The 21,268-nt window shown below is 38.0% G+C and carries 17 protein-coding genes; 7 read left to right on the forward strand and 10 right to left on the reverse strand.

Annotated features, from left to right (window positions below; translation table 11 throughout):
• Nucleotides 1-147: 147 nt before the first annotated feature.
• The 3 genes from HED61_RS02480 to HED61_RS02490 all read right to left on the reverse strand — a co-directional run bounded on the left by HED61_RS02480 (nt 148) and on the right by HED61_RS02490 (nt 4,807).
• Complete coding sequence (locus HED61_RS02480; protein ID WP_103300709.1) at nt 148-1,590, reverse strand: glycoside hydrolase family 1 protein; 1,443 nt, start codon at nt 1,588-1,590, stop codon at nt 148-150.
• A gap of 409 nt (nt 1,591-1,999) precedes the next feature.
• Complete coding sequence (gene pulA, locus HED61_RS02485; RefSeq protein ID WP_219645392.1) at nt 2,000-4,009, reverse strand: type I pullulanase; 2,010 nt, start codon at nt 4,007-4,009, stop codon at nt 2,000-2,002.
• Nucleotides 4,010-4,207: 198 nt separating this feature from the next.
• Nucleotides 4,208-4,807 carry a TetR/AcrR family transcriptional regulator gene (locus HED61_RS02490; protein WP_219645393.1) on the reverse strand — a complete coding sequence of 200 codons (600 nt, stop codon included), beginning with the start codon at nt 4,805-4,807 and terminating at the stop codon, nt 4,208-4,210.
• Between the two features lie 354 nt (nt 4,808-5,161).
• On the opposite strand from HED61_RS02490, the gene HED61_RS02495 reads away from it, so the two are divergent.
• The 3 genes from HED61_RS02495 to HED61_RS02505 are packed head-to-tail and all read left to right on the forward strand — an operon-like array spanning nt 5,162 to nt 6,226.
• Nucleotides 5,162-5,473, forward strand: coding sequence for a PadR family transcriptional regulator (locus HED61_RS02495; RefSeq protein ID WP_003128996.1), 312 nt, complete (start codon nt 5,162-5,164; stop codon nt 5,471-5,473).
• Between the two features lies 1 nt (nt 5,474).
• Nucleotides 5,475-6,065 (forward strand): DUF1700 domain-containing protein, encoded by a 591-nt coding sequence (locus HED61_RS02500; protein WP_113848996.1) that lies wholly within the window; start codon nt 5,475-5,477, stop codon nt 6,063-6,065.
• The gene (locus HED61_RS02505) at nt 6,062-6,226 is read left to right on the forward strand and encodes a hypothetical protein (protein ID WP_005473033.1); all 165 of its coding nucleotides are present in this window, start codon (nt 6,062-6,064) and stop codon (nt 6,224-6,226) included. Before HED61_RS02500 ends, HED61_RS02505 begins: the two co-directional genes overlap by 4 nt.
• A 220-nt stretch (nt 6,227-6,446) precedes the next feature.
• On the opposite strand, the gene HED61_RS02510 is transcribed toward HED61_RS02505, so the two are convergent.
• Entirely contained in the window at nt 6,447-6,920 is a 474-nt protein-coding gene (locus tag HED61_RS02510; RefSeq protein WP_005473035.1) for a DUF2798 domain-containing protein, read from the reverse strand.
• 260 nt (nt 6,921-7,180) lie between these two features.
• Here HED61_RS02510 and HED61_RS02515 point away from each other — a divergent pair, with 260 nt between their 5' ends.
• On the forward strand, nt 7,181-8,551 hold the full coding sequence (locus tag HED61_RS02515; RefSeq protein WP_029487350.1) for an MFS transporter: 1,371 nt from the start codon (nt 7,181-7,183) through the stop codon (nt 8,549-8,551).
• Nucleotides 8,552-8,631: 80 nt separating this feature from the next.
• On the opposite strand, the gene treP is transcribed toward HED61_RS02515, so the two are convergent.
• A complete protein-coding gene (gene treP, locus HED61_RS02520; protein ID WP_219645394.1) occupies nt 8,632-10,611 on the reverse strand; it encodes a PTS system trehalose-specific EIIBC component in 1,980 nt (659 codons plus the stop codon).
• Between the two features lie 331 nt (nt 10,612-10,942).
• On the opposite strand from treP, the gene HED61_RS02525 reads away from it, so the two are divergent.
• From HED61_RS02525 to treR, 3 genes are read left to right on the forward strand one after another with little or no spacing between them, the layout of a single operon-like run.
• Nucleotides 10,943-13,570 carry a glycoside hydrolase family 65 protein gene (locus HED61_RS02525; RefSeq protein ID WP_113848998.1) on the forward strand — a complete coding sequence of 876 codons (2,628 nt, stop codon included), beginning with the start codon at nt 10,943-10,945 and terminating at the stop codon, nt 13,568-13,570.
• Between the two features lie 14 nt (nt 13,571-13,584).
• Nucleotides 13,585-14,235 (forward strand): beta-phosphoglucomutase, encoded by a 651-nt coding sequence (pgmB, locus tag HED61_RS02530; protein ID WP_003128987.1) that lies wholly within the window; start codon nt 13,585-13,587, stop codon nt 14,233-14,235.
• A 53-nt stretch (nt 14,236-14,288) separates the two neighbouring features.
• A complete protein-coding gene (gene treR, locus HED61_RS02535; protein WP_003128986.1) occupies nt 14,289-15,005 on the forward strand; it encodes a trehalose operon repressor in 717 nt (238 codons plus the stop codon).
• Between the two features lie 108 nt (nt 15,006-15,113).
• Here treR and rny read toward each other — a convergent pair whose 3' ends face one another.
• From rny to HED61_RS02560, 5 genes are all read right to left on the reverse strand, one after another.
• Nucleotides 15,114-16,688: a ribonuclease Y gene (rny, locus tag HED61_RS02540; protein WP_029487351.1), complete on the reverse strand. Its 1,575-nt coding sequence runs from the start codon at nt 16,686-16,688 to the stop codon at nt 15,114-15,116.
• Between the two features lie 251 nt (nt 16,689-16,939).
• The gene (gene recA, locus HED61_RS02545) at nt 16,940-17,986 is read right to left on the reverse strand and encodes a recombinase RecA (protein WP_003128984.1); all 1,047 of its coding nucleotides are present in this window, start codon (nt 17,984-17,986) and stop codon (nt 16,940-16,942) included.
• 103 nt (nt 17,987-18,089) lie between these two features.
• On the reverse strand, nt 18,090-19,328 hold the full coding sequence (locus tag HED61_RS02550; protein ID WP_003128983.1) for a competence/damage-inducible protein A: 1,239 nt from the start codon (nt 19,326-19,328) through the stop codon (nt 18,090-18,092).
• An 82-nt stretch (nt 19,329-19,410) separates the two neighbouring features.
• Entirely contained in the window at nt 19,411-19,992 is a 582-nt protein-coding gene (pgsA, locus tag HED61_RS02555; protein WP_005473048.1) for a CDP-diacylglycerol--glycerol-3-phosphate 3-phosphatidyltransferase, read from the reverse strand.
• A gap of 111 nt (nt 19,993-20,103) precedes the next feature.
• Nucleotides 20,104-21,009 carry a helix-turn-helix domain-containing protein gene (locus tag HED61_RS02560; RefSeq protein ID WP_003128979.1) on the reverse strand — a complete coding sequence of 302 codons (906 nt, stop codon included), beginning with the start codon at nt 21,007-21,009 and terminating at the stop codon, nt 20,104-20,106.
• Nucleotides 21,010-21,268: the final 259 nt, after the last annotated feature.

Below are 21,268 nucleotides of genomic sequence, written 5' to 3' on the forward strand. Positions count from 1 at the left end.
TATTAAAGTTTTTCTGATTAAAATTTTTATGATGTGTTATCTATTATTTTTAGATTTTTTACTCTATTCAGACAATCTATTTTTTCAGCAAAATAACCGCACAACGATAATCCGTGTTGTGCGGCTATAAAAAAACGAGTATTAATCTTACGCTAAATCTTCTCCATTTGAAGCAATCACTTGTTTATACCAATCGAAGGATTTTTTCTTTGATCGATCCATTGTGCCATTGCCTTCATCATCAAAGTCCACGTAGATAAAGCCATAGCGTTTGCTCATTTCTCCGGTTGACGCGCTAACGAGGTCAATACATCCCCATGGTGTATATCCCATCAGGTCAACACCATCTTCAATCGCTTCACCCATTGCTTCGATATGACGACGTAAGTAATCAATGCGGTAATCGTCTTCGATTTTGCCATCTTCACTAATAGTATCGATAGCTCCTAAACCATTTTCCACGATAAATAATGGTTTCTGGTACCGATCATACAATTCATTCAACGCAATGCGCAGTCCTTCTGGATCGATTTGCCAGCCCCATTCACTTGCTTCCAAGAATGGATTGCGGACACCACCCAACAAGTTACCTTGTACTTCATCAGCTTCTTCTGTTGTGATATCCACTGCAGAAGACATGTAATAGCTAAATCCAATATAATCGACGGTATACTTAGCAATCAATGCTAAATCTTCTTCGGTAATATCAAGATCTTCCTTCTTGACCCCATGCTCTTTATACAAGCGATCAGTAAATGCTGGATATTTCCCACGTACTTGCACGTCGGCACAGTAGTAGTTGAAGGCTTGGTTATGGATCATTGTTGCTACTTGGTTGACTGGGTTTGCATCAATGCTATAGGTCGTTGCATAAATGATCATGCAACCAATTTGTAACTCAGGATTCAATTCATGCCCAATTTTGACTGCTTTACTGCTGGCAACAAATTGGTTGTGCCACGCTTGGATCACGTTTGTAAAGTCGCTAGCACCCGTACTGTTGACCATTCCTTGGCTCAATGCGGAGAAATGAAAAGCTGAATTGATTTCATTGAAAGTCATCCAGTATTTGACTTTACTATGGAAACGTTCCAAGACGACTTTTGCAAAACGCTCATAGAAATCGATCAATGCTCGATTTTTCCAGCCACCGTATTCTTTGGCTAAATGCAAGGGCATTTCATAGTGGGAGATCGTAACCACTGGCTCGATCCCGTATTTCAAACATTCATCAATCAACGCATCGTAAAATGCTAACCCAGCTTCGTTCGGTGTCGTTTCATCACCTTTTGGAAAAATACGTGTCCAAGCGATTGAAAAACGATAGCTCTTGAAGCCCATTTCCGCAAACAACGCAATGTCTTCTTTGAAACGGTCATAATGGTCGATCCCGCGATGATTTGGGTAGGTGTATTTGTCCTCATCGATCGTCCAATCAAACGTATCACTGCCTAAAATCGCTAAACGCTGTTTGCCGCCAGGCATTGCATCCGCCACTGACAAGCCTTTGCCATCGCGATCGAACGCCCCTTCTAATTGATTCGCTGCGGTCGCGCCGCCCCATAAGAAATTTTCTGGAAATTTTGCCATTTGCTCGTTCTCCTTTGCCTAATTTATTTTAACAAAGTCATATGTTTGCAAGTAACTGAAACAATAACTTTGCTGCTTAACATTCTAAGAAATACCCGAAAAAAATAAAAAACCTAAATAAGAGCCGCTACAAAGAGCGTTTTCTCATTTAGGTTTTGCCTGATCGAGTCAGTAACAATCCAACTTGGGTTTTTCTGTTTTTACTATAGCATTAAGCAGTCAGATTGTCATCATAAAATCGGTTTCTTTTAAACCGTTCATGTTATGGTCCACCTGTACTTCTCTCATAACAGAAAATTATTCCTATCGCTTTATAAACATTCGTAATAGTTGTATTAAAATCCATATTTAATGGATTTTAATACAATTTAACTTTCTTCTTAATTTAAAAATTTTAAAAATAAAATAACTATTTAGCTAAAAGTAAAAGACTTTTGGCAGCGATGTTGATTTCACCCACGATCTCTCCACGTGGCTCTATACCTGCTCCAAAATTATCTGCAACGATCCACCATTTCTCTTGCTTGAATTCTTCCCTATTTACCAAAATGTCTTTATTGCTGCTGTTCACCAAAACAGCTAATGATTGCCATGTATCATTGTAACCATTATTCGGAATAATATATGCAAGGAAATTTTCATTGTTAGTCTCAATAAACTGAATACTTTCAGCTGTCCGAATCGTGGCATCTCTTAATGGCGGATAGAATTTACGGATCTGCCACATACCTTGATAAAATGACCGCAACTCATTAAAAGTTTGTGCGCGTTTCCAGTCTAGCTGATTAATTTCTATCGGTGAACGGAAAGAATTTTCGTCTCCTTGTTTGGTACGGCCAAACTCTTCGCCTGCTTGGGTCAATACTGCTCCTTGGCTAGTAAACAAAATGGCTGCTGCTAGTTTGTTGCGGGCTAAAAGCTCAAGATCAAAATCATAATTTCTTTCCTTCGCTGAAGCCTGCATGGTTGCCACCAGTTTGTCCCATAAGGTCAAATTATCATGGACTGAAGCATAGGCGATCACTTGGCGGGGAGATTTTGCCCATCGGTCACCAGCAGCCTGTCCGTTTTGTTTCGTATTTCCTTGAATCGCCGTTGCCAAATTTGCCGCATAAAAGGTTTGCTTGACTTGCGGTTGACCATTCATTCCTTGAATAAACGCTCCGTCTGTTTCTTCAAAGACATCACCTTTGATACTGTCTCTTAAATCATTGCTAAAAACCGCAACGCCTTCTGACAGTGCCCAGACATTACTTTTATTCGCTGGGATGTTTGGCTGGATGATACGATTGCTGCCGGCATCCCATGGTTCTCCGTATAGAATAACATGAGAGAAACCTTCCGAATCCAGGCTTGCACGCAGTTGATTCATCGTCTCCACATCGATCAGTCCCATCAAATCAAAACGAAATCCATCAATTTTGTACTCCTTAGCCCAATAAAGGATTGAATCAATAATAAACTTGCGCATCATTTTACGTTCTGAGGCAATTTCATTGCCACAGGCAGAGCCATCAGCGAAATTTCCTTCTTCATCCTGACGGTAGTAATAGTTTGGCACAGTCTTATTAAACCAAGAAGATTCTGTGACTGCAGTGTGATTAAAAACGACATCCATTACTACACCAATTGATTCCTCATGGAGAGACTGAATCATTTGTTTGCATTCCCGAATGCGGGCTTTGGGATCCTTCGGGTCTGAAGAATACTTTCCTTCTGGAACGTTATAATTCTTAGGATCATATCCCCAGTTGTAGGCTGTAGACAGCTCGTCATTATCAAAATCAAAGATTGGCAACAGATGAACATAGTTAATCCCCTGTTCTTTCAAATAGGCGAGCCCTGTTGGCTGCCTTTCATCTCCTTCAAGATGCGTATTCTTTTCAGTAAACGCTAGATATTTTCCACGATTTTTTTCTGAGATGCCGCTAGTTTTAGAACTACTGAAATCTTCCACATGTAATTCCCAAATGTAAGCGTCTGTAATCGTATCTTGGCCAACACATTCTGTCTGCGACCATCCCTCAGGATCCGTTTCTTTTAAATCAACGATAGCCCCACGATCCCCATTGAGACCGACAGCTTTCGCATAAAGATCAACCACTTCAACCTTCTCTTGTCCTCGCTGAATTTCAAACGTATAGAACATTTCTTTGACTTCATCCGTAACTGTGACCTTCCAACAATTATTTTCTTGCTTCATTGGAACTGTCATCACACGATCCTTGTCTTTAACCTCTCCGCTTTGATAAATAATGACTGAAACTGCATCAGCCTCTGGCGTCCAGCATTTAAAGGTTATCGCATGCTCTTGAAAGGTTACGCCAAGGTCGTTTCCTTGGTAAGTATGCTCTTCCAAAAAACAGATTCGCTGATCGATTTGAGCTTTTTTATCTGAATAATTATCTGTTTGACCCATCAAGATTCCTCCATCACTTGTTTCTTTTTAGTCATAAAACACCTTACTTTTTGCTAATTCTACCTTCTCATATTTCTTGAAAATTGCCAACAATAAACCCATACTATTCGTTTACAAGAAAATGAATGAGCCAAGAATTTTTATAAAGCAAGAAGCCTATCAAGTAATGAAAAAATTAAAAAACAGTTTATTGTTATTTTAAAAACCAGCTTCGATGACTGATTGTGGTAATATTTCTCGATAAATATACATAGGATCAATCAGTGTACGATAAAAATAGTCTTTAATATCTTGTAAAAATTCTTCTATTGCTTGCATATTCTCTCCCCGTACATAAGTAAGAACGAGACCAGAAAAGAAAATCAAACTTTCATTATGCAATTTTTCAATGTCTTCGCAATTTGCTTTTTGATATACTTCGGATTCAGCCATTGTCTCTATAAACAATGACAATGATTGATCTCTTAAATAGGAACCACACCCTATATCATTCAAAAATAACGCAAAATATAAGTTCCTATTTTGGCTGGCAAACAAATAATAGTTAAGCCAAAACGTATACAATGGATCATCCTCTATCTCCTTTTTCAAAGAAAGCTCGTGAATCTCTGCCAAAACATCATCAATCATTGCCTGTTTATAATTTTGCATATTCGAAAATTGCAAATAGATCGGTTGTGTAGAAATCTTTGCATATTTCGCAATTTTTCTAACAGTGATGGGAGTATACAAATATTCTTCTAAATGACTGCGTAACCTATTGATTAAATATTTCTTTGTGATTGTTTGTTTTCTCATTATTAACTCCTTTCCTGATAAACACACACTCTCTTACTAACTTCTTTCGTAGCTGGACTGAGTATCGTGTGTTTTTTATCAAGCAACTTTTCCAACAGCAATTACCTAACACAACAACTATACGATTGTCTAAAATCCTAACAACTTTTTATTAGTAATACTTTACCAAAAGAATCTAATATAAAATAATCAATATTTTCACCGTACGATGAATTTTAAGTAAGGAAAAATGACTGGAAGCAAAAAAAATAGGCATAACCTGGAAGTTACTACGTCTTGAGACTGATTTCCACAAATCGACTTGCAAAACTATACTATGTTTTATATAGTATTATGTATAAGGTGGTGTAGTCATTGGATAGTCAACTGAAAAAAGGGATTATCGAATTCTGTGTGTTAGCTTTTTTACAAAGAGGAGACTCTTATGGATATGAAATCGTTAAAAATATTTCTCCTCTATTGCCAATCTCTGAATCAACTTTATACCCTATCTTGAAACGCTTAGAGGCAAATAAAAAAGTTTCGACTTATTCAAAAGAACATAATGGCCGGCTGAGAAAATATTATCAAATCACTGCTCATGGTCAAAATAGTATCCATGAATTTTTGACTATTGATTGGCCTCATTTAGAAAAAATTCATCATTATATTAAAGGAGACAATTGACATGGATCGCATAACATTTATTAAAAGTTTAGCAGCTGAATTAGCCTATAAGACCAAACCAAGTGAGATTCATCATCTTATTGATTATTATGATGAAATGATCCAAGATTTGATGGAAGAGGGACTCTCTGAAGTTGAAGCTGTAGCCAGATTAGGGACTCCTCAAAGTATTGCTCAAAGTGCTTTAGGTGCCGAAGAAATTGTCGTAAAAGTTCCTCGGCGTTTTCATCCATTCTTATTAGTGATAATTTTTCTAGGATTTCCTCTATGGGGAAGCTTACTGTTAACCGTTCTATTGTTGATGCTTAGTGGTTTGATAGTTATTTGGTGCCTTCCATTCAGTACAAGTGTTATTGGCATAACTTCACTGATTGGCGGCATTGCAAGTGTTGTTTTAAGCCCTTTACTACTATCTCAAGGTCTTCACTTTTCTATCACCCAGCTAGGTCTAGGCGTCACGATGTTCGGAATAGGGTTAGTATGTATGATTTTTACTTATATGCTTAGTAAACCCATCTTAGGTTGGACGCAACAGTTTATTCATTTGCCTAAAGCGATATACAAAAACTTTCAAAAGCAGGTGGTAAGATGATCAAAATAAATAAACGTTTGCTACTAATGATAGGCGGGGCATTCATTTTTCTAGGGCTATTCATTTGTTTTTTAGGGTATGCATCATCAGGTTTTTCTCCTGAAGCATACATCGTATCTGACCGTCCTTGGTACCAACTTTTCAATTTTTTTACAGATTAAAATATGTTCAAAGCAATGATTTCACCGAGCAATGAAATTGTTGAACTATACTTTTCTTCCTATGCATACTATTATGTAAGTACATCCTGTATCCTATTTTATAGGGTAAACAAGAAACGCCATACCATCCTATGGTGTTTTTTGTTTGTTATTTAACAAATATATTTAGATAAAAAGCCACTTCTGAGTTCAACCTCAGAAGTGGCCCTTTGTATAAATTCTATTGAATTTCTTGTACCGTACCTATGGGAAATAATTTTCTAAATAATCGTCGTACAATTGGTCCGGCAATCAATAATTGTAACGGCAAAGCAACAACTACATTCTTACCAATATTAGATAACCATGTCATTAATAGTCCTTGATTTACATTCGGATGCATTACAGCACCAAAAAGTGACATAAAGAAAACCATGCCGGCAATCATCATTGATGAGATTAGACCAATCTTTTTCCAAGCTGGGGTATCTTTTTCAATAAAACGGAAAGCAAATGCTTTCGCAGGACCTGAGACAATAAACCAATCTAAAATAAACGCAATACATATAGCAAATGGCAGTTCATTCCAAGCCAATTGAAAAGCTATTGCAGTAATTCCCACCTCATACATTAAATTGTAGACACTCATGAAGTACACCATAAAAAAACACATAAATGTCGTATAGATCAAACTTTCTTTTTTGTTAATCGGCATTTAGAACTTCCTTTCTTTTTTACATACTTGATTATTCTAACAAAATAAAAATTTTGGTGTAAGAATTTTTTTGAAAAGTTTCAAATAAAATTCAGTTTTATTTTTCAAACATTTCTATTGACTCTTCAAAAAGAAGTCAGTACAATAGCTTTTAGATTAAATCGTACAGATAACAAGCAGTAATGCTTGTCGAGAGAGAGGCGGTTTCTATTTATTTAGAAACTGGCTCTTTTTTTATGAATTTTTTTAGAGGTGATAATATGGAGAAAAAAATAAAATTGTTAGGCGCTATTATAGCAACCGGTATTATGTCATTTGCTGGGGTATTGATCGAAACAGCTATGAATGTAACATTTCCGACTTTGATTAATCAATTCAATCTTTCTACTTCAAATGTGCAATGGGTTACAACAATCTATTTGCTGGTGATATCGATCATCGTACCAATTTCTACTTTTCTTTTGAAACAATTTCAAATTCGAACATTATTTTTGGCTGCCAACGGGTTGTTTTTAGCAGGATTACTGATTGATTTCCTCTCCCCTTCCTTTGCTATCCTATTACTTGGCCGTTTACTTCAAGGGGCAAGTACAGGAATTGCTTTACCGTTGATGTTTCATATCATCCTTACGTACTCTCCTTTGGAAAAAAGAGGAACTATGATTGGAATCGGAAATTTAACTACTTCAATTGCACCGGCGATTGGTCCTACTTACGGAGGTTTATTGACTTCTCTCTTGAACTGGAACTACATTTTCCTCTTCTTAATACCCGTCTTATTGGTCTCATTGGTTTTAGGTCTTTATTCAATACCTAAAATTGCAATTGAAAAAACTGGTCGTCTGGATTTGTGGAGTGTTTTGGGTATCACTTTTATGTTTAGTGGCTTTTTGCTTTTCTTAAACCAAATTGGTTCTCTTACGAGCATATTTCCATTAGCACTTGGTATTTTAGGTGCAGCTCTTTTCTATAAACGTTCCTTGCAATCTGAGCCTTTGATTCGCTTATCTGTATTCAAAAATCGTTCTTTCCGATTATTCTTATTCGGATTTCTTGTCTGTCAGTTTCTTTTACTTGGAATCTCATTTGTCTTGCCAAACTTTGTTCAAATAGTCCTTGGTCAGGACGCATTCACTGCTGGATTGGTTATGTTGCCTGGTGCGATTGTAGGTGCTGTTCTAGCTCCTCTTTCAGGCCGTATGTTGGATAGCATCGGACCTAAAAAACCGATTATGATTGGTCTTGTATTGATTACTTTTGGCTGGTTAGCGTTGGCCTTGCTATTGCACCTGACGTTTTTGTGGGCGTTTATTGCTGCCCATGTCTTTTATATGATCGGAATCGGTTGTTCGTATAGCAATATGATGACTATGGGGTTAAGTAAAATTGACCAACATTTGGCCGCCGATGGAAATGCCGTCTTCAACACACTGCAACAATTTTCTGGCGCTGTCGCAACAGCTTTAGTTGCGACAATGATCGACCTTGCTCAAAAAGTAAGTCCCGATTATATTTCCGGAACAATTTTAGGGTCACAAATCGCTTTATTCTTCCTATGGGTGCTAGTATTGCTAGTCGTATTTCTAACTTTGCGCTACTTTTATAAAGAACGTGTACGCCAAACAAAATAACCCTTTAAGAAAAATAAAACAAAAAAATACGGCTCATGAATGGAATGATAGCTTCCTTTCATGAGCCTACTCTTTTTTATTTAGCGGACTTCAGCAGCTCCTACTCGATCATGCGCGTGTACACTGCCGGTTTTGTTGATTGTCAGCTGATTGATCTTTTCAGCGTTCGTAAGAACCGTAACAACATCTGTTTTCTTTCCAGCTTTGGTAACAGCTTCTAGATCCATCTCAGCAATCAATGTATCTACTGTGACAGCATCACCTTCCGACACTTTGACAGTGAATGGTGCGCCTTTTAATTCAACGGTATCTAATCCCATATGAACTAAAACCTCTGCCCCACCAGGAGTCAAAATTCCAATTGCATGTTTTGTTTCAAAAATACTTGAAACCGTCCCTGCAACAGGAGCATAGATTTTTCCGTTACTTGGACGAACTGCATAGCCATCACCCATCATTTTTTGTGAAAAAACAGGGTCTTCCACTTCACCGATTGCAATGATTTGACCATCTGCCGGTGCATAAAGCATTTCCTCAGTTACAGTAGTTGCTGCATTCGCAGAAGAAGTCATTGGGTCTACTGTTGTCGCTGTATCAGTAACACCTGTGTCTGCAAGAGCCAGTTCTGGTTCCAACTTATTTAAGACACTAACTTTTCTAAATATAAAAGTAAAGATGAACGTTACTACAATAGTCACACCCATCGAAAGGAAAACCATTGGGTAATCTTTAATTTGGAAAGATAAGAATCCTGGAAGTCCCCCGACACCAATACCTAGTGCTCTTGTATTTGTAGCAGTGATCAACATTCCGCCAAATGCAGAGCCAACCATAGCTGCAAGAAATGGATAGACATATTTCAAATTAATCCCGAACATAGCAGGTTCTGTTACACCCATATATGCAGAGATTGTTGCAGGTACGGATACTTGTTCTTCTTTTTTATTCCCACGATGAAGGAACCAAATAGCTAATACTGCTGTACCTTGGGCAATATTTGATAGCATAATCATTGGCCAAAGATTCGTTGTGCCATAATCTGCTACTAATTGTGAATCAATTGCTAGCGTAGTATGATGTAAGCCTGTGATAACGAGCGGCGCATAAAGACCACCAAAAATAAAACCAAATAACCAGTTTAATGATGATGTTAAACCAGCATTTACTACCCAGGAGATTCCTGAACCAATTTGCCAGCCGATCGGACCTAAAATCATATGAGCTGCTAAAATAGTTGGTAACAATGAAAATAGAGGAACAAAAATCATAGAGACTGCTTCTGGAATCCATTTTCTAAAGAATCTTTCCAAATAAACCAATAGGAACCCGGCTAACATAGCTGGGATAACTTGAGCTTGATAGCCAATTTTGTCAATTGTGAAAAAACCAAAATCCCATGTATAATTTTGAGCGATCTCCGCAGCACTGGTTGAACTTACAGAATAAGCATTTAATAATTGCGGTGATACTAAAGTAATCCCCAAAACGATCCCCAAAATTTGTGTAGCTCCCATTTTACGAGCAATACTCCAAGTAATACCTACAGGTAAAAAGTGAAAGATTGCTTCACAGGGTAACCATAAAAATCCATTGACCCCATTCCAAAAAGTAGAGGATTGCGTAATTGTTTGTCCACCTAAAGCCTCAAGAGGTACACCTTCTAGAAAATTTCTTAAACCCAACATTAAACCACCGACAATAATTGCTGGTAATAATGGCGTAAAAATTTCTGCTAATGTGCCAATGGCGCGTTGAACAATATTTTGGTTATTTTTTGCAATCGCTTTACTTTGTTCTTTAGAAACTCCTTCAATCCCAGATACCGCTGTAAAATCATTGTAAAACGTTGGAACATCATTTCCGATAATCACTTGAAACTGCCCAGCATTTGTAAACATCCCTTTAACACTTGGAATATCTTCAATGGCTTTCTCGTTTGCTTTCGACTGATCATTCAGTACAAATCGCATCCGCGTCGCACAGTGAGTCACAGCTGCAATATTTTCTTTACCGCCTACATACTCCAGCAATTTTTCAGCATCATACCGATACTTCCCCATAATAATAAACCCCTTCCATTTAAACTTGTATATATATGTTTTTATTTCATGCTAATCATAACTTTATATTTACAATATTGCAAGCGTTTCATTCTATATTTTTTTCACTAAAGACATTTGTGAAAAATAATCATTCAGAACACGCTTTATTTTTGTTGGTACAAAAGGATTTTCATTCAAAAAGATAAACTTTGAGCAAATAAAAAAAACAAATCACTTTCATTTAACTTTACACAATAATTTAAAAAAACAGCCTTATTAAATTGAAAAAGCTTACAATATCGGTTATAATCATTTTGCATGTATAGACAAGTAGAAAGGAGAGAATACTGTGAACAAAATTGAGATCACTAATGATCAATGGCTATTGGCCGACCACATGGGTGCTATATTCACGTTTACAGGGACCACCAATGAACGAATAGCAGCATTAAAGAAACAATTGGAAAAGAATCAAGAGGGAGGAATCCTTTCCGACTCATTCGTCTTTACTAACGAAGAAGGAACCTTTTCATTAGATCAATGGTTAACCGAAAAATTAAATCGAGCGTTTGTATGTGGAACTGAAGAAAGCTTTGAAGAGAAGCGTTTGGAGATTCCTTGGCAATTAGAATATTATGGCTATACTCCTGGCAAAGATGAGTACTCCGTTGAATCACTATTGACAGTAGGAAATGGCTTTATAGGGTTGCGTGGTACCACACCAGAAATGGAGATTTCCGATGCCAATTATCCTGGGCTTTATTTAGCAAGTCTCTATAATACGGCGGAGTCAGAGGTGTCTGATCGTACCATTACAAATGAGGACTTCGTCAATGCACCAAATCTGCAAAAAATTTATTTAGTCATTGACAACGAAAAAATCGATATCGCACAAAATACACTTTTATCTTTTAAGCGTCAATTAAATTTAAAAACTGGATTATTTACCTCCTTCGCTGAAATCGAAACACAAACTAAAAAGCAATTACGAATTGAAACACAAAAAATTGCTAATATGGAAAATAGTCATCACTACTCCATCCTTTACCGCTTTACTCCACTTAATTTTACCGGAGAAATCGACGTGATAAGTGAAGCAGATGGTTCGGTCTACAATTATAATGTCGCACGCTATCGAAGCTTGACAAACAAGCACTTGACCATTCAAACAACGGAGTATTTTAAGAGCAAAGCTCTGCTCATTGCCCGTACAAATCAGTCTGACATTACGGTTTGCCAAGCATCACAATTATTTTCTGATGACTTTTCTCTTGAAACATTAAAATCAGAAAAAACGGCAGAAAAAGTAATTCAAAAATTAACAATTTCTGCGGAGAAAAATAGAACTTATACTTTAGAAAAATCAGTTACTGTTGCTAAATATCAAATGGGAGAACAAACAACTACTAGCAAGCTGGCACTTCTTTCACTACCACGGTTTAAAGAAATGTATGCTGAATCCAAAGAAGCTTGGCGCAAACTATGGGAGAATGCAGCCATTACCATTGATGGGGATCTCATGTCACAAAAAATGCTGAATCTTCACACATACCATCTATTAGTGTCAGCAGCACCCAACGCCTATGAGCAATCTCTTGATGCTAGTATCACAGCCCGTGGTCTCCATGGCGAGGCTTACCGTGGTCATATTTTTTGGGATGAATTATTCATCATACCTTTTTATATTCTTCATTTTCCTAAAACCGCCAGAGAGATCTTACTTTACCGCTATCAGCGCTTAACGGCAGCCAAGAAAGCAGCCAAAGAAGCCGGATACCAAGGCGCAATGTTTCCATGGCAATCTGGTTTAGATGGAACAGAACAGTCACAAGAACTTCATTTGAATCCTATCAGTGGTGAGTGGAAAGAAGACCATAGCCGATTGCAACGTCACGTTTCTTTAGCGATTGCCTATAATGTATGGCAGTACTGGCATAACGTTCGTGACCGATCTTTTATGGAGCAATACGGTTTAGAATTAATTTTAGAAATTGCTCATTTTTGGCAGAGTGCTGCTACTTTGAATTCTGTCACAGGCCGTTACTCAATCGAAGGTGTCATGGGACCGGATGAATTTCATGAAAGCTATCCCAACAGTCAAAAAGGTGGGTTGAAAAATAATGCATATACCAATATGATGGTAGTGTGGTTGTTTGAAGAAGTGGAAAAATTACGCAACCAACTTTCACCAGAAATCTTTCAAAGTGTAGCAGCTAAAGTGCAGCTTTCAGAGGACAATTTCTCACAAATGACCGATATTCGTAAAAATTTAAGTTTAGAAATTAATCCCGAAGGAATTATTGCACAATTTGAAGGCTATTTTGATTTAAAAGACTTAGACTGGGATCATTATAGAGAAAAATATGGGAACATTTATCGTATGGATCGTATTTTAAATGCTGAAGGAAAAAGCGCCGATGCATACAAAGTTGCCAAACAAGCTGACAGCCTAATGATTTTTTACAATTTTTCAACAGCGCAAGTGCATCAAATCTTAGATGATCTTACTTACCGCTTACCCGAAGATTATGTAGAAAAAAACTTGCATTATTATTTGGCCAGAACTTCTCATGGCTCTACACTCTCTCGAGTTGTACATGCTCAATTGGCAGCAATGGTTGATCAGCAAGATCTCGCTTGGTCTTTATATCAAGAGGCTCTCTATTCAGATTACCGCGATATTCAAGGAGGAACCACCGCCGAAGGAATTCATGCGGGTGTAATGGCGGCAACTCTCTATATTCCGCTAACGACATTTGCGGGAATCGATTTTCGGGAAGATGTGATGCGTATTGATCCAAATCTGCCTAAGCAATGGCAAAATATTCAATTTAATATTCAAGTCAGAGGTATTAATTATCACTTTAATGTTACACATGAAACATTGACAGTTGTAGCTGACCAAAATACAACGATCATTCTTTCTGGCGCTACTCATGAATTAAAAGCCAATAAAGAACAATCTATCAACTATTAAAGGAGAGTAACATAATGAAAAAAGGGTTTGTTTTTGATTTAGATGGTGTGATTACAGACACAGCCAAATATCACTATATCGCATGGAAAGAACTAGCCGCTGAAATCGGTATTGAAATCGACTTAAAATTCAACGAACAACTAAAAGGGATTAGTCGTATGGATTCCTTAGAGCGTATTTTAACATTAGGAAATAAAAATGATGCTTATAGTTCAGAAGAAAAAGATGCTTTAGCAAGCAAAAAAAACACTCACTATGTTCAATTACTTCAAAGTCTGACTCCGGATGACCTTCTTCCGGGTGTCAAAACTTTTCTAGAAGAAGCAAAACACAAGGGGATTCCTTGTGCTATCGCATCGGCATCTAAAAATGCGCCATTTATTTTAGATAAATTGGGTGTCATGCAGGATTTTGATGTAATCGTTGACCCAGCCACACTTTCTAAAGGTAAACCAGATCCAGAAATCTTTATCCAAGCTGCAAAAGGGCTGAACATTAAACCTAGTGATGCAGTTGGTTTTGAAGATGCCCAAGCAGGTATTGATGGCATTAAGGCAGCTGGCATGTATGCAGTTGGTGTCTATTCTGGTGAAGAACTGCATGGAGCTGACACAATCGTCGAAAAACTGACGGATCTTTCAATTGATGAATTATTGGCCAAATAGCCGATTGCTTTTCAAAAATGCCCTCGCTATAATAGGCAAGAGGAGGCAATCCCATGAATAAATTCAAAGAGATATTTTTGGATCTTGAACAAAAGATACTGTCAAACGAATACCCGCCACACTCTCTTTTACCTAGTGAGAACCAATTAATCAAAATGTACAGTGTTTCTCGTGAAACGGTTCGAAAAGCCTTGAATCTTTTAAAAAATGCTGGCTACATTCAAAAAAAACAAGGAAAAGGTTCAATCGTTTTAGATCTGAATCGTTTTGACTTTCCTATTTCTGGTCTAACTAGTTTTAAAGAATTACAAGATACTCAACGTATTCCTAGTGAAACAAAAGTAGTTGAAATTCGTAAGATCGCCGTTTCACCAAAATTACATGGTATTACTGATTGGCCAGTTGCTTCTGAAGCTTGGAAATTGGTACGTCAAAGAAAGATTGATGGTGAAGTTGTCATTCTAGATAAAGATTATTTAGATGCTTCGATTATTGAAGAATTGCCTGAACGTCGAGCACAAGACTCGATCTATGATTACTTTGAAAATGATCTTGGACTTGAAATTGCCTATGCACAAAAAGAAATTACCGTGGATCCAGTCAATAAAGAATTAAGAGATTTAATGGACCTTCATCCTGATGATCAACATGTTGTTACTGTACGTAGTTTGGTTTATCTTGAAGACACACGCTGTTTTGAATACACTGAATCGATACATCGCTTAGATAAGTTTCGATTTGTAGACTTTGCGCGCAGAAGAAAAATCTAACCTCTCTTAAGTACTAGGCGGCTTTGATTAATTTTAATCCTGCTAACGAGGGCTAAACTATTTGATAAAAAAGAACCTTGGCTTTAAAAGCCAAGGTTCTTTTTTATGCTATTTAGCGTAATCAGTTGCTCGCGTTTCACGAATAACCGTTACTTTAATATGTCCTGGATAATCAAGATCATCTTCAATTTTTTTACGGATATCACGTACTAGACGAACCGCATCTAAATCGGAAATCTCTTCTGGCTTAACCATAACTCGTACTTCTCGACCTGCTTGTACAGCAAAACTTGAATCTACACCTTTGAAGCCATTCGCAATATTTTCTAAGTTTTGTAAACGACGGATATAGTTTTCCAACGATTCGCTACGTGCACCTGGTCTAGCAGCGGATAAAGCATCTGCTGCAGCTACCAGCACAGAGATAACTGAAGTAGCTTCTACGTCTCCATGGTGGGATGCAATTGCGTTAATGACTACAGGATTTTCTTTATATTTGGCAGCAAGTTCAGCACCAATCTCAACGTGTGAGCCTTCAATTTCATGATCAAGTGCTTTTCCAATATCATGCAGCAGTCCAGCACGTTTTGCTAACTGAATGTCTTCACCTAATTCAGCAGCTAGAACACCCGAAAGTTTTGCCACTTCAATTGAGTGATTCAATACGTTTTGTCCATAACTGGTTCTAAAGCGTAAACGTCCCAATATCTTGATCAAATCAGGATGTAGGGTATGTGCACCGACTTCAAAGGCTGCTTGTTCCCCATATTCACGGATGTGTTCATCCATTTCTTTGCGGGATTTCTCAACCATCTCTTCAATACGTGCAGGATGGATCCGTCCATCTTGGATCAGTTTCTCTAATGTCATTCGTGCAATCTCTCGACGGATTGGATCGAATCCTGATAGTACAACTGCTTCTGGTGTGTCATCGATAATCAGATCAATACCGGTCAATGTTTCCAATGTCCGAATATTGCGTCCTTCTCGTCCAATGATTCGACCTTTCATCTCGTCATTTGGTAATGATACGACAGATACTGTTGTTTCTGATACTTGATCTGCAGCACAACGTTGAATTGCTAGTGACAATAAGTTTTTCGCTTTACGATCTGCTTCTTCTTTTGCACGTTGCTCTGATTCTTTTACCATAATCGTTAATTCATGATTCAACTCTTCTTCCGTTGATTTCATGATCAACTCTTTGGCTTCCTCTCTAGACAAAGCCGCAATACGCTCTAATTCTTGCTGTTGCCCATCGATTAGTTTTTCTACTTCTTTTTCTCGCTCGTCAATTAATTGTTGTTTCTCACTAAGTCTGTTTTCTTTTTCTTCCAGTGAGTGCTCTCGTTTTTCCAAAGAATCATCTTTGCGATCAAGTACTTGTTCTCTTTGGAGCAAGCGATTTTCTTGTGATTTTAAATCAAGTTTGCTTTCTTTCAACTCACTTTCAATCTCTGACCGATAACGCTGATTTTCTTCCTTAGCTTCTAACAATGCTTCTTTTTTTAGAGTTTCTGCTTCTTTTTTAGCGCTTTCGATAATTCCAGTTGCAGAATTTTGCGCGCCATTGATCTCTTTTTCGTGACGAGATTTGGTCACAAAAACTCCTAATCCAAGACCGACAATTAAACCGATGATAGCGAGGAGAATGTAAAGTAGTTCCAATGAATCCACCTCCATACTATCTTTTACAATATTTTGTAGTTTTGATAAACAAATTAAAATAAATTATCAAGTTGCCTACTGCTATGTGGAAACCCACATAAGTTTATTCTAATGTTTGTACACAAGAGTGTCAACTTTAAATCCTATGTATATCACCTCCTGTAGGTTTCATTTTAACGTGCAGTTTTTATGAGCAGATCTGTTATTACTGTACAAAAAAAGCCAAACACTTGAATGTTTGGCTTCTTCTTTATCGTTAAACGATCTTATTCGTCTAATGGTAGTTCTTCTTGCGCATCTTCTGTTTCAATGACCGTTTCTCCGGTACCAATGCCGTACGCATCGCGAACACGAGCAGAAACTTCCATCATCATTTCTTGATGTTCACGCATATAGTTTTTCGCGTTTTCCCGCCCCTGACCAATGCGATCTCCTTTATAAGCATACCAAGCACCGCTCTTATCAACAATGTCTTGCTCTACTGCCATATCAAGCAACTCTCCCTCTTGAGAGATTCCTTGTCCATACATCATGTCTACTTCAGCAACTTTAAAAGGTGGCGCTACTTTATTTTTGACAACTTTGATTTTTGTCCGGTTTCCGATAATGTCTGTCCCGGATTTTAATTGTTCTGCACGTCGTACCTCTAATCGAATCGTCGAATAGAATTTAAGCGCACGTCCACCAGGAGTTGTTTCAGGATTACCGAACATGATCCCAACTTTTTCACGAATTTGATTGATAAAAATCGCAATTGTTTTGGTCTTATTGATTGATCCAGATAATTTACGCAATGCTTGAGACATCAACCGGGCTTGAAGACCAACGTGGGTATCACCCATCTCACCATCGATCTCAGCTCTTGGTACCAAAGCGGCAACCGAGTCGATAACAACAATATCGACAGCTCCACTTGATACTAAAGCATCAGCGATCTCAAGACCTTGCTCACCTGTATCGGGCTGAGATAGCAGCAAATCATCGATATTTACACCCAATTTTTGTGCATATTGAGGATCTAATGCATGTTCTGCATCAATAAAGGCTGCTGTTCCGCCACCTTTTTGAACTTCAGCGATTGCGTGTAAAGCAACTGTCGTTTTACCAGAACTTTCTGGTCCATATACTTCAACAATACGTCCACGTGGATAACCACCCACACCTAAAGCAACATCCAAAGCCAATGAACCACTTGGAATCGTCGAAATTTGTTGATCGACTTTCTCACCAAGTTTCATAATGGCACCTTTACCATAGTTCTTTTCAATCTTTTTCAGTGCAGCATCTAAAGCTGCTTTACGATCATCTGCCAAACGGATAATCCCCCTTATTTTCTTCACTTTCGTGTGTCAATTACTATGTTAATAATAGTCCTTCTTTTAAAAAAATGCAAGAAAAAACGAACAAACATTCGCATTATCTTAACAATTCCTTACGTAATAGATCTAATCCTGCCATTACTGCACTATGACGAACGTATGCACGATCTCTGGAAAAATGATAGCACTTGCTTTTCACACCTTCATTGGTTGCTAAAGCAATCCAGACCGTTCCTGGGCGTTGATTCTCAAGCTCATCTGGTCCAGCTACCCCGGTAAAAGAAAGGGCATAATCCGCTTTTTCTTTGGCTTGGGCAGCAAGCGCCATCGCTTCTGCACATTCCTTGCTGACAGTTCCATAAGCTGTTAGCAAGTCTTCATTGATTCCTAGCATCTTACTTTTTGTCTCTTTAGCATAAGTCACATAACCACCAGAAAATACACGGGACACGCCTGAGATGTCTCCCAGCGTCGCTTGAAAGAGTCCCGCTGTCAAACTCTCCGCAGCCGTCACAGTTTTTTTCTTTTCTTTCAGCATATCAACAACTACTTCAGCTAATGATGTATGCTCTCCATATCCATAAAAATATTCGCCCACTCTTGCTTGGATTTGTTGTTCTAATTCATCTAGTTTGGCTTGTCCTGCCGATTCATCCGTAGTTTTCACCGTCAAACGCAAGGTTACTTCATTGGGTTTAGCGTACGGTGCGACCGTTGGGTTCTTCTGAGAATCAATTAGATCGGCAAGTTCAGTTACTAGTGCGGATTCTCCAATTCCATAAAATCGCAATACTCGAGAAATCAACTGTTCTTCTGATGAAAACTCTGTCTGCAAAATTGGACGGGCTTGTTGGATAAACATAGGTTTCAGTTCACTTGGTGGTCCAGGCAACAGGAGATATGCCGCTGTAGCTGTTCGGTAGAAGATACCGATTGCTAACCCAGTTGCATTAGGTAACGCTGTACCATCTTTGAATACCAACGTCTGTCTCAAATTATTTTCTGTCATAAAACGCTGACCATTTTTGAAAAAGGTCAGCATTTGCTCATACCCTGCTTCGTCACGAACGAGCTCTTGACCGACATGCTGTGCAACGATTTGTTTGGTTAAATCATCTTCTGTAGGTCCGAGACCGCCGCAAAATACGATCAAGTCACTGCGATTCTCGGCAAGTGTTACTAGCTCTTCCAAACGCTTTGGATTGTCCCCTACAACACTATGATAGTAAACTTCGATTCCTAAACTAGCTAATTCTTCTGATAAGAAAGTTGCATTGGTATTCACCACCTGTCCCAAAAGCAATTCGGTCCCTACTGCAATAATCTCTGCCTTCATTTCATTACTCCTTCATTATCAACTACGTTGTAATTGATTTTTTTTACAAAAAAAGTTCAGAATTCTTCTGAACTTTTAGAAATTACATTGAACCTTTAAAAACACTGGCATTTTTAATGAAATAATCGATTCCAGAATAAATTGTAAAGATCAAACATACATACAACATGATTTGATCCAATGGAATGCCTATGAGTGAAAAAGGAAGATTGTTAATAAATAAGAAAATAATGGCAACCATTTGTGTTGCTGTTTTGATTTTACCAGGCCAAGCAGCAGCAAGAACTTCACCATGATGCTCTACTAACAAGAGCCTTAAACCGGTGACTGCTAACTCTCGACAAATGATGATAGAGACTACCCAAGCTGGAGCCTTATCCAATTCGACTAACATAATAAATGCAGTCATTACCAGCATTTTGTCCGCTAAGGGATCGGCAAATTTCCCAAAATTGGTAACCAATCCTCTGGAACGAGCAATCTTACCATCCAGCCAATCCGTAATGCTTGCAACAGCAAATAGAATGGCTGCTATCAGATGTGTTGTGAGTAAATCGACACCTCCAACGTCCAATGTTCCTAAATCGATTGGCAACGCCAAAACTAAAATAAATATAGGAATCATTATGATGCGTAATACAGTTAATTGATTAGGTAAATTCAAAAAATTTGCTCCTCTCTGACAAATATTGTACGAAAAAAACGGAAATCATGCTACTACAGCACTTGCCATAGGAACAATGTTATCTTTCTAACTAATTAATCGTTCTTCTGATCAGTTTGTTTCTTGATACTCAATCGCTAAATGCACATTTTTTTGGAGCAATTTATACTGAGGATCATCGAAATCAATTTTTTGCCCGTTTGCCGCAATCTGGATATTTTGACTTGCACCAAGTACAATGGTTGCATTGGTTGCATTTTCTGGCAATGTCGTCGATTGGACTTCGCCCGCTTGTAAAGTATATTGGTAGACATACGCATTGTCTACAAGAATGCCTACCCAACACGAGGCATCTAATCCGGTTAACTCTAATTTAATTGGATTCGTCGCATCTTTAATTGAAATGCTGATATCTGATTGGGAAGATTCCCCTTTGGTCATAGTCATTTCTTTCTCACTAGATTCTGTGCTGCTAGAAGATTGAGTCTCTGACTCGCTCGTTTCTTTGCTTGCTGTCGATTCCACCGTGCTTGAGGTTGATGTATAGGCTGAATTCTCAACCACCGGTGCCGAACTACCTTGAATCATAGGGGTTGAATGTCTGTCTTGCCAAGCCATATACCCAACAATACAGATAATAGTGACTGCTACTAATCCTAATAAAATCATTGGTAAGTAGCGGGATAAAAACGTTCCGCCTTTTTCCTCTACATGCAAAGCTTTTCTCGATCCGCTTACGGTCTCAGGTTGAGGTCTTTTAGGCAGTGGTTCTGCCAATGTATCTTTTCCATCAAATACAGAAACTAACTTATCTCCGTCCTCACCTACAGCGGCGGCATATTGACGAATAAATGCACGAACATAAAAAGTTCCTGGTAATTGTTCAAAACGATCGGCTTCGATTGCCTCCAAATACCTTTTTTGAACTTTTGTCATTTGCTGTAATTCATCTAATGAAATATGTTTATCTAAACGGGCTTGCCGTAATTTTGCTCCAATCGTAGTTTCGTTGGCCACTCGATCATCTACTCCAGTCTTTACTATTCATTTTATGGAAGGCAAACACTTGGATCGGAAATCCACTTCGTTTCTCCTTGTCATCCTTGGATTGCTTAATTGATAGGTTGTTTATTAAATATAACATTTTTACTCTTGATTTTTCATCATAAATGAAAATTGTTCAATCAGTATCATTTAAAGAATACCATAAAAAAAATTGACTGAGGATAACATTCAAACAAGTCGCAAACAAAATTTAATACTTTTTGATCTCATT

It is taken from the genome of Enterococcus gallinarum, assembly GCF_021496385.1.
Lineage (GTDB): Bacteria > Bacillota > Bacilli > Lactobacillales > Enterococcaceae > Enterococcus_D > Enterococcus_D gallinarum.

Excerpts from the sequence above, each read along its gene's own strand:
- HED61_RS02500 (WP_113848996.1), top strand. The coding sequence starts at position 5,475 with ATGGATCGCATAACATTTATTAAAAGTTTAGCAGCTGAATTAGCCTAT.
- pulA (WP_219645392.1), bottom strand. The coding sequence starts at position 4,009 with ATGGGTCAAACAGATAATTATTCAGATAAAAAAGCTCAAATCGATCAG.
- treP (WP_219645394.1), bottom strand. The coding sequence starts at position 10,611 with ATGGGGAAGTATCGGTATGATGCTGAAAAATTGCTGGAGTATGTAGGC.
- HED61_RS02510 (WP_005473035.1), bottom strand. The coding sequence starts at position 6,920 with ATGCCGATTAACAAAAAAGAAAGTTTGATCTATACGACATTTATGTGT.
- treR (WP_003128986.1), top strand. The coding sequence starts at position 14,289 with ATGAATAAATTCAAAGAGATATTTTTGGATCTTGAACAAAAGATACTG.
- HED61_RS02515 (WP_029487350.1), top strand. The coding sequence starts at position 7,181 with ATGGAGAAAAAAATAAAATTGTTAGGCGCTATTATAGCAACCGGTATT.
- rny (WP_029487351.1), bottom strand. The coding sequence starts at position 16,688 with ATGGAGGTGGATTCATTGGAACTACTTTACATTCTCCTCGCTATCATC.
- HED61_RS02480 (WP_103300709.1), bottom strand. The coding sequence starts at position 1,590 with ATGGCAAAATTTCCAGAAAATTTCTTATGGGGCGGCGCGACCGCAGCG.
- HED61_RS02505 (WP_005473033.1), top strand. The coding sequence starts at position 6,062 with ATGATCAAAATAAATAAACGTTTGCTACTAATGATAGGCGGGGCATTC.
- HED61_RS02550 (WP_003128983.1), bottom strand. The coding sequence starts at position 19,328 with ATGAAGGCAGAGATTATTGCAGTAGGGACCGAATTGCTTTTGGGACAG.
- HED61_RS02490 (WP_219645393.1), bottom strand. The coding sequence starts at position 4,807 with ATGAGAAAACAAACAATCACAAAGAAATATTTAATCAATAGGTTACGC.
- pgmB (WP_003128987.1), top strand. The coding sequence starts at position 13,585 with ATGAAAAAAGGGTTTGTTTTTGATTTAGATGGTGTGATTACAGACACA.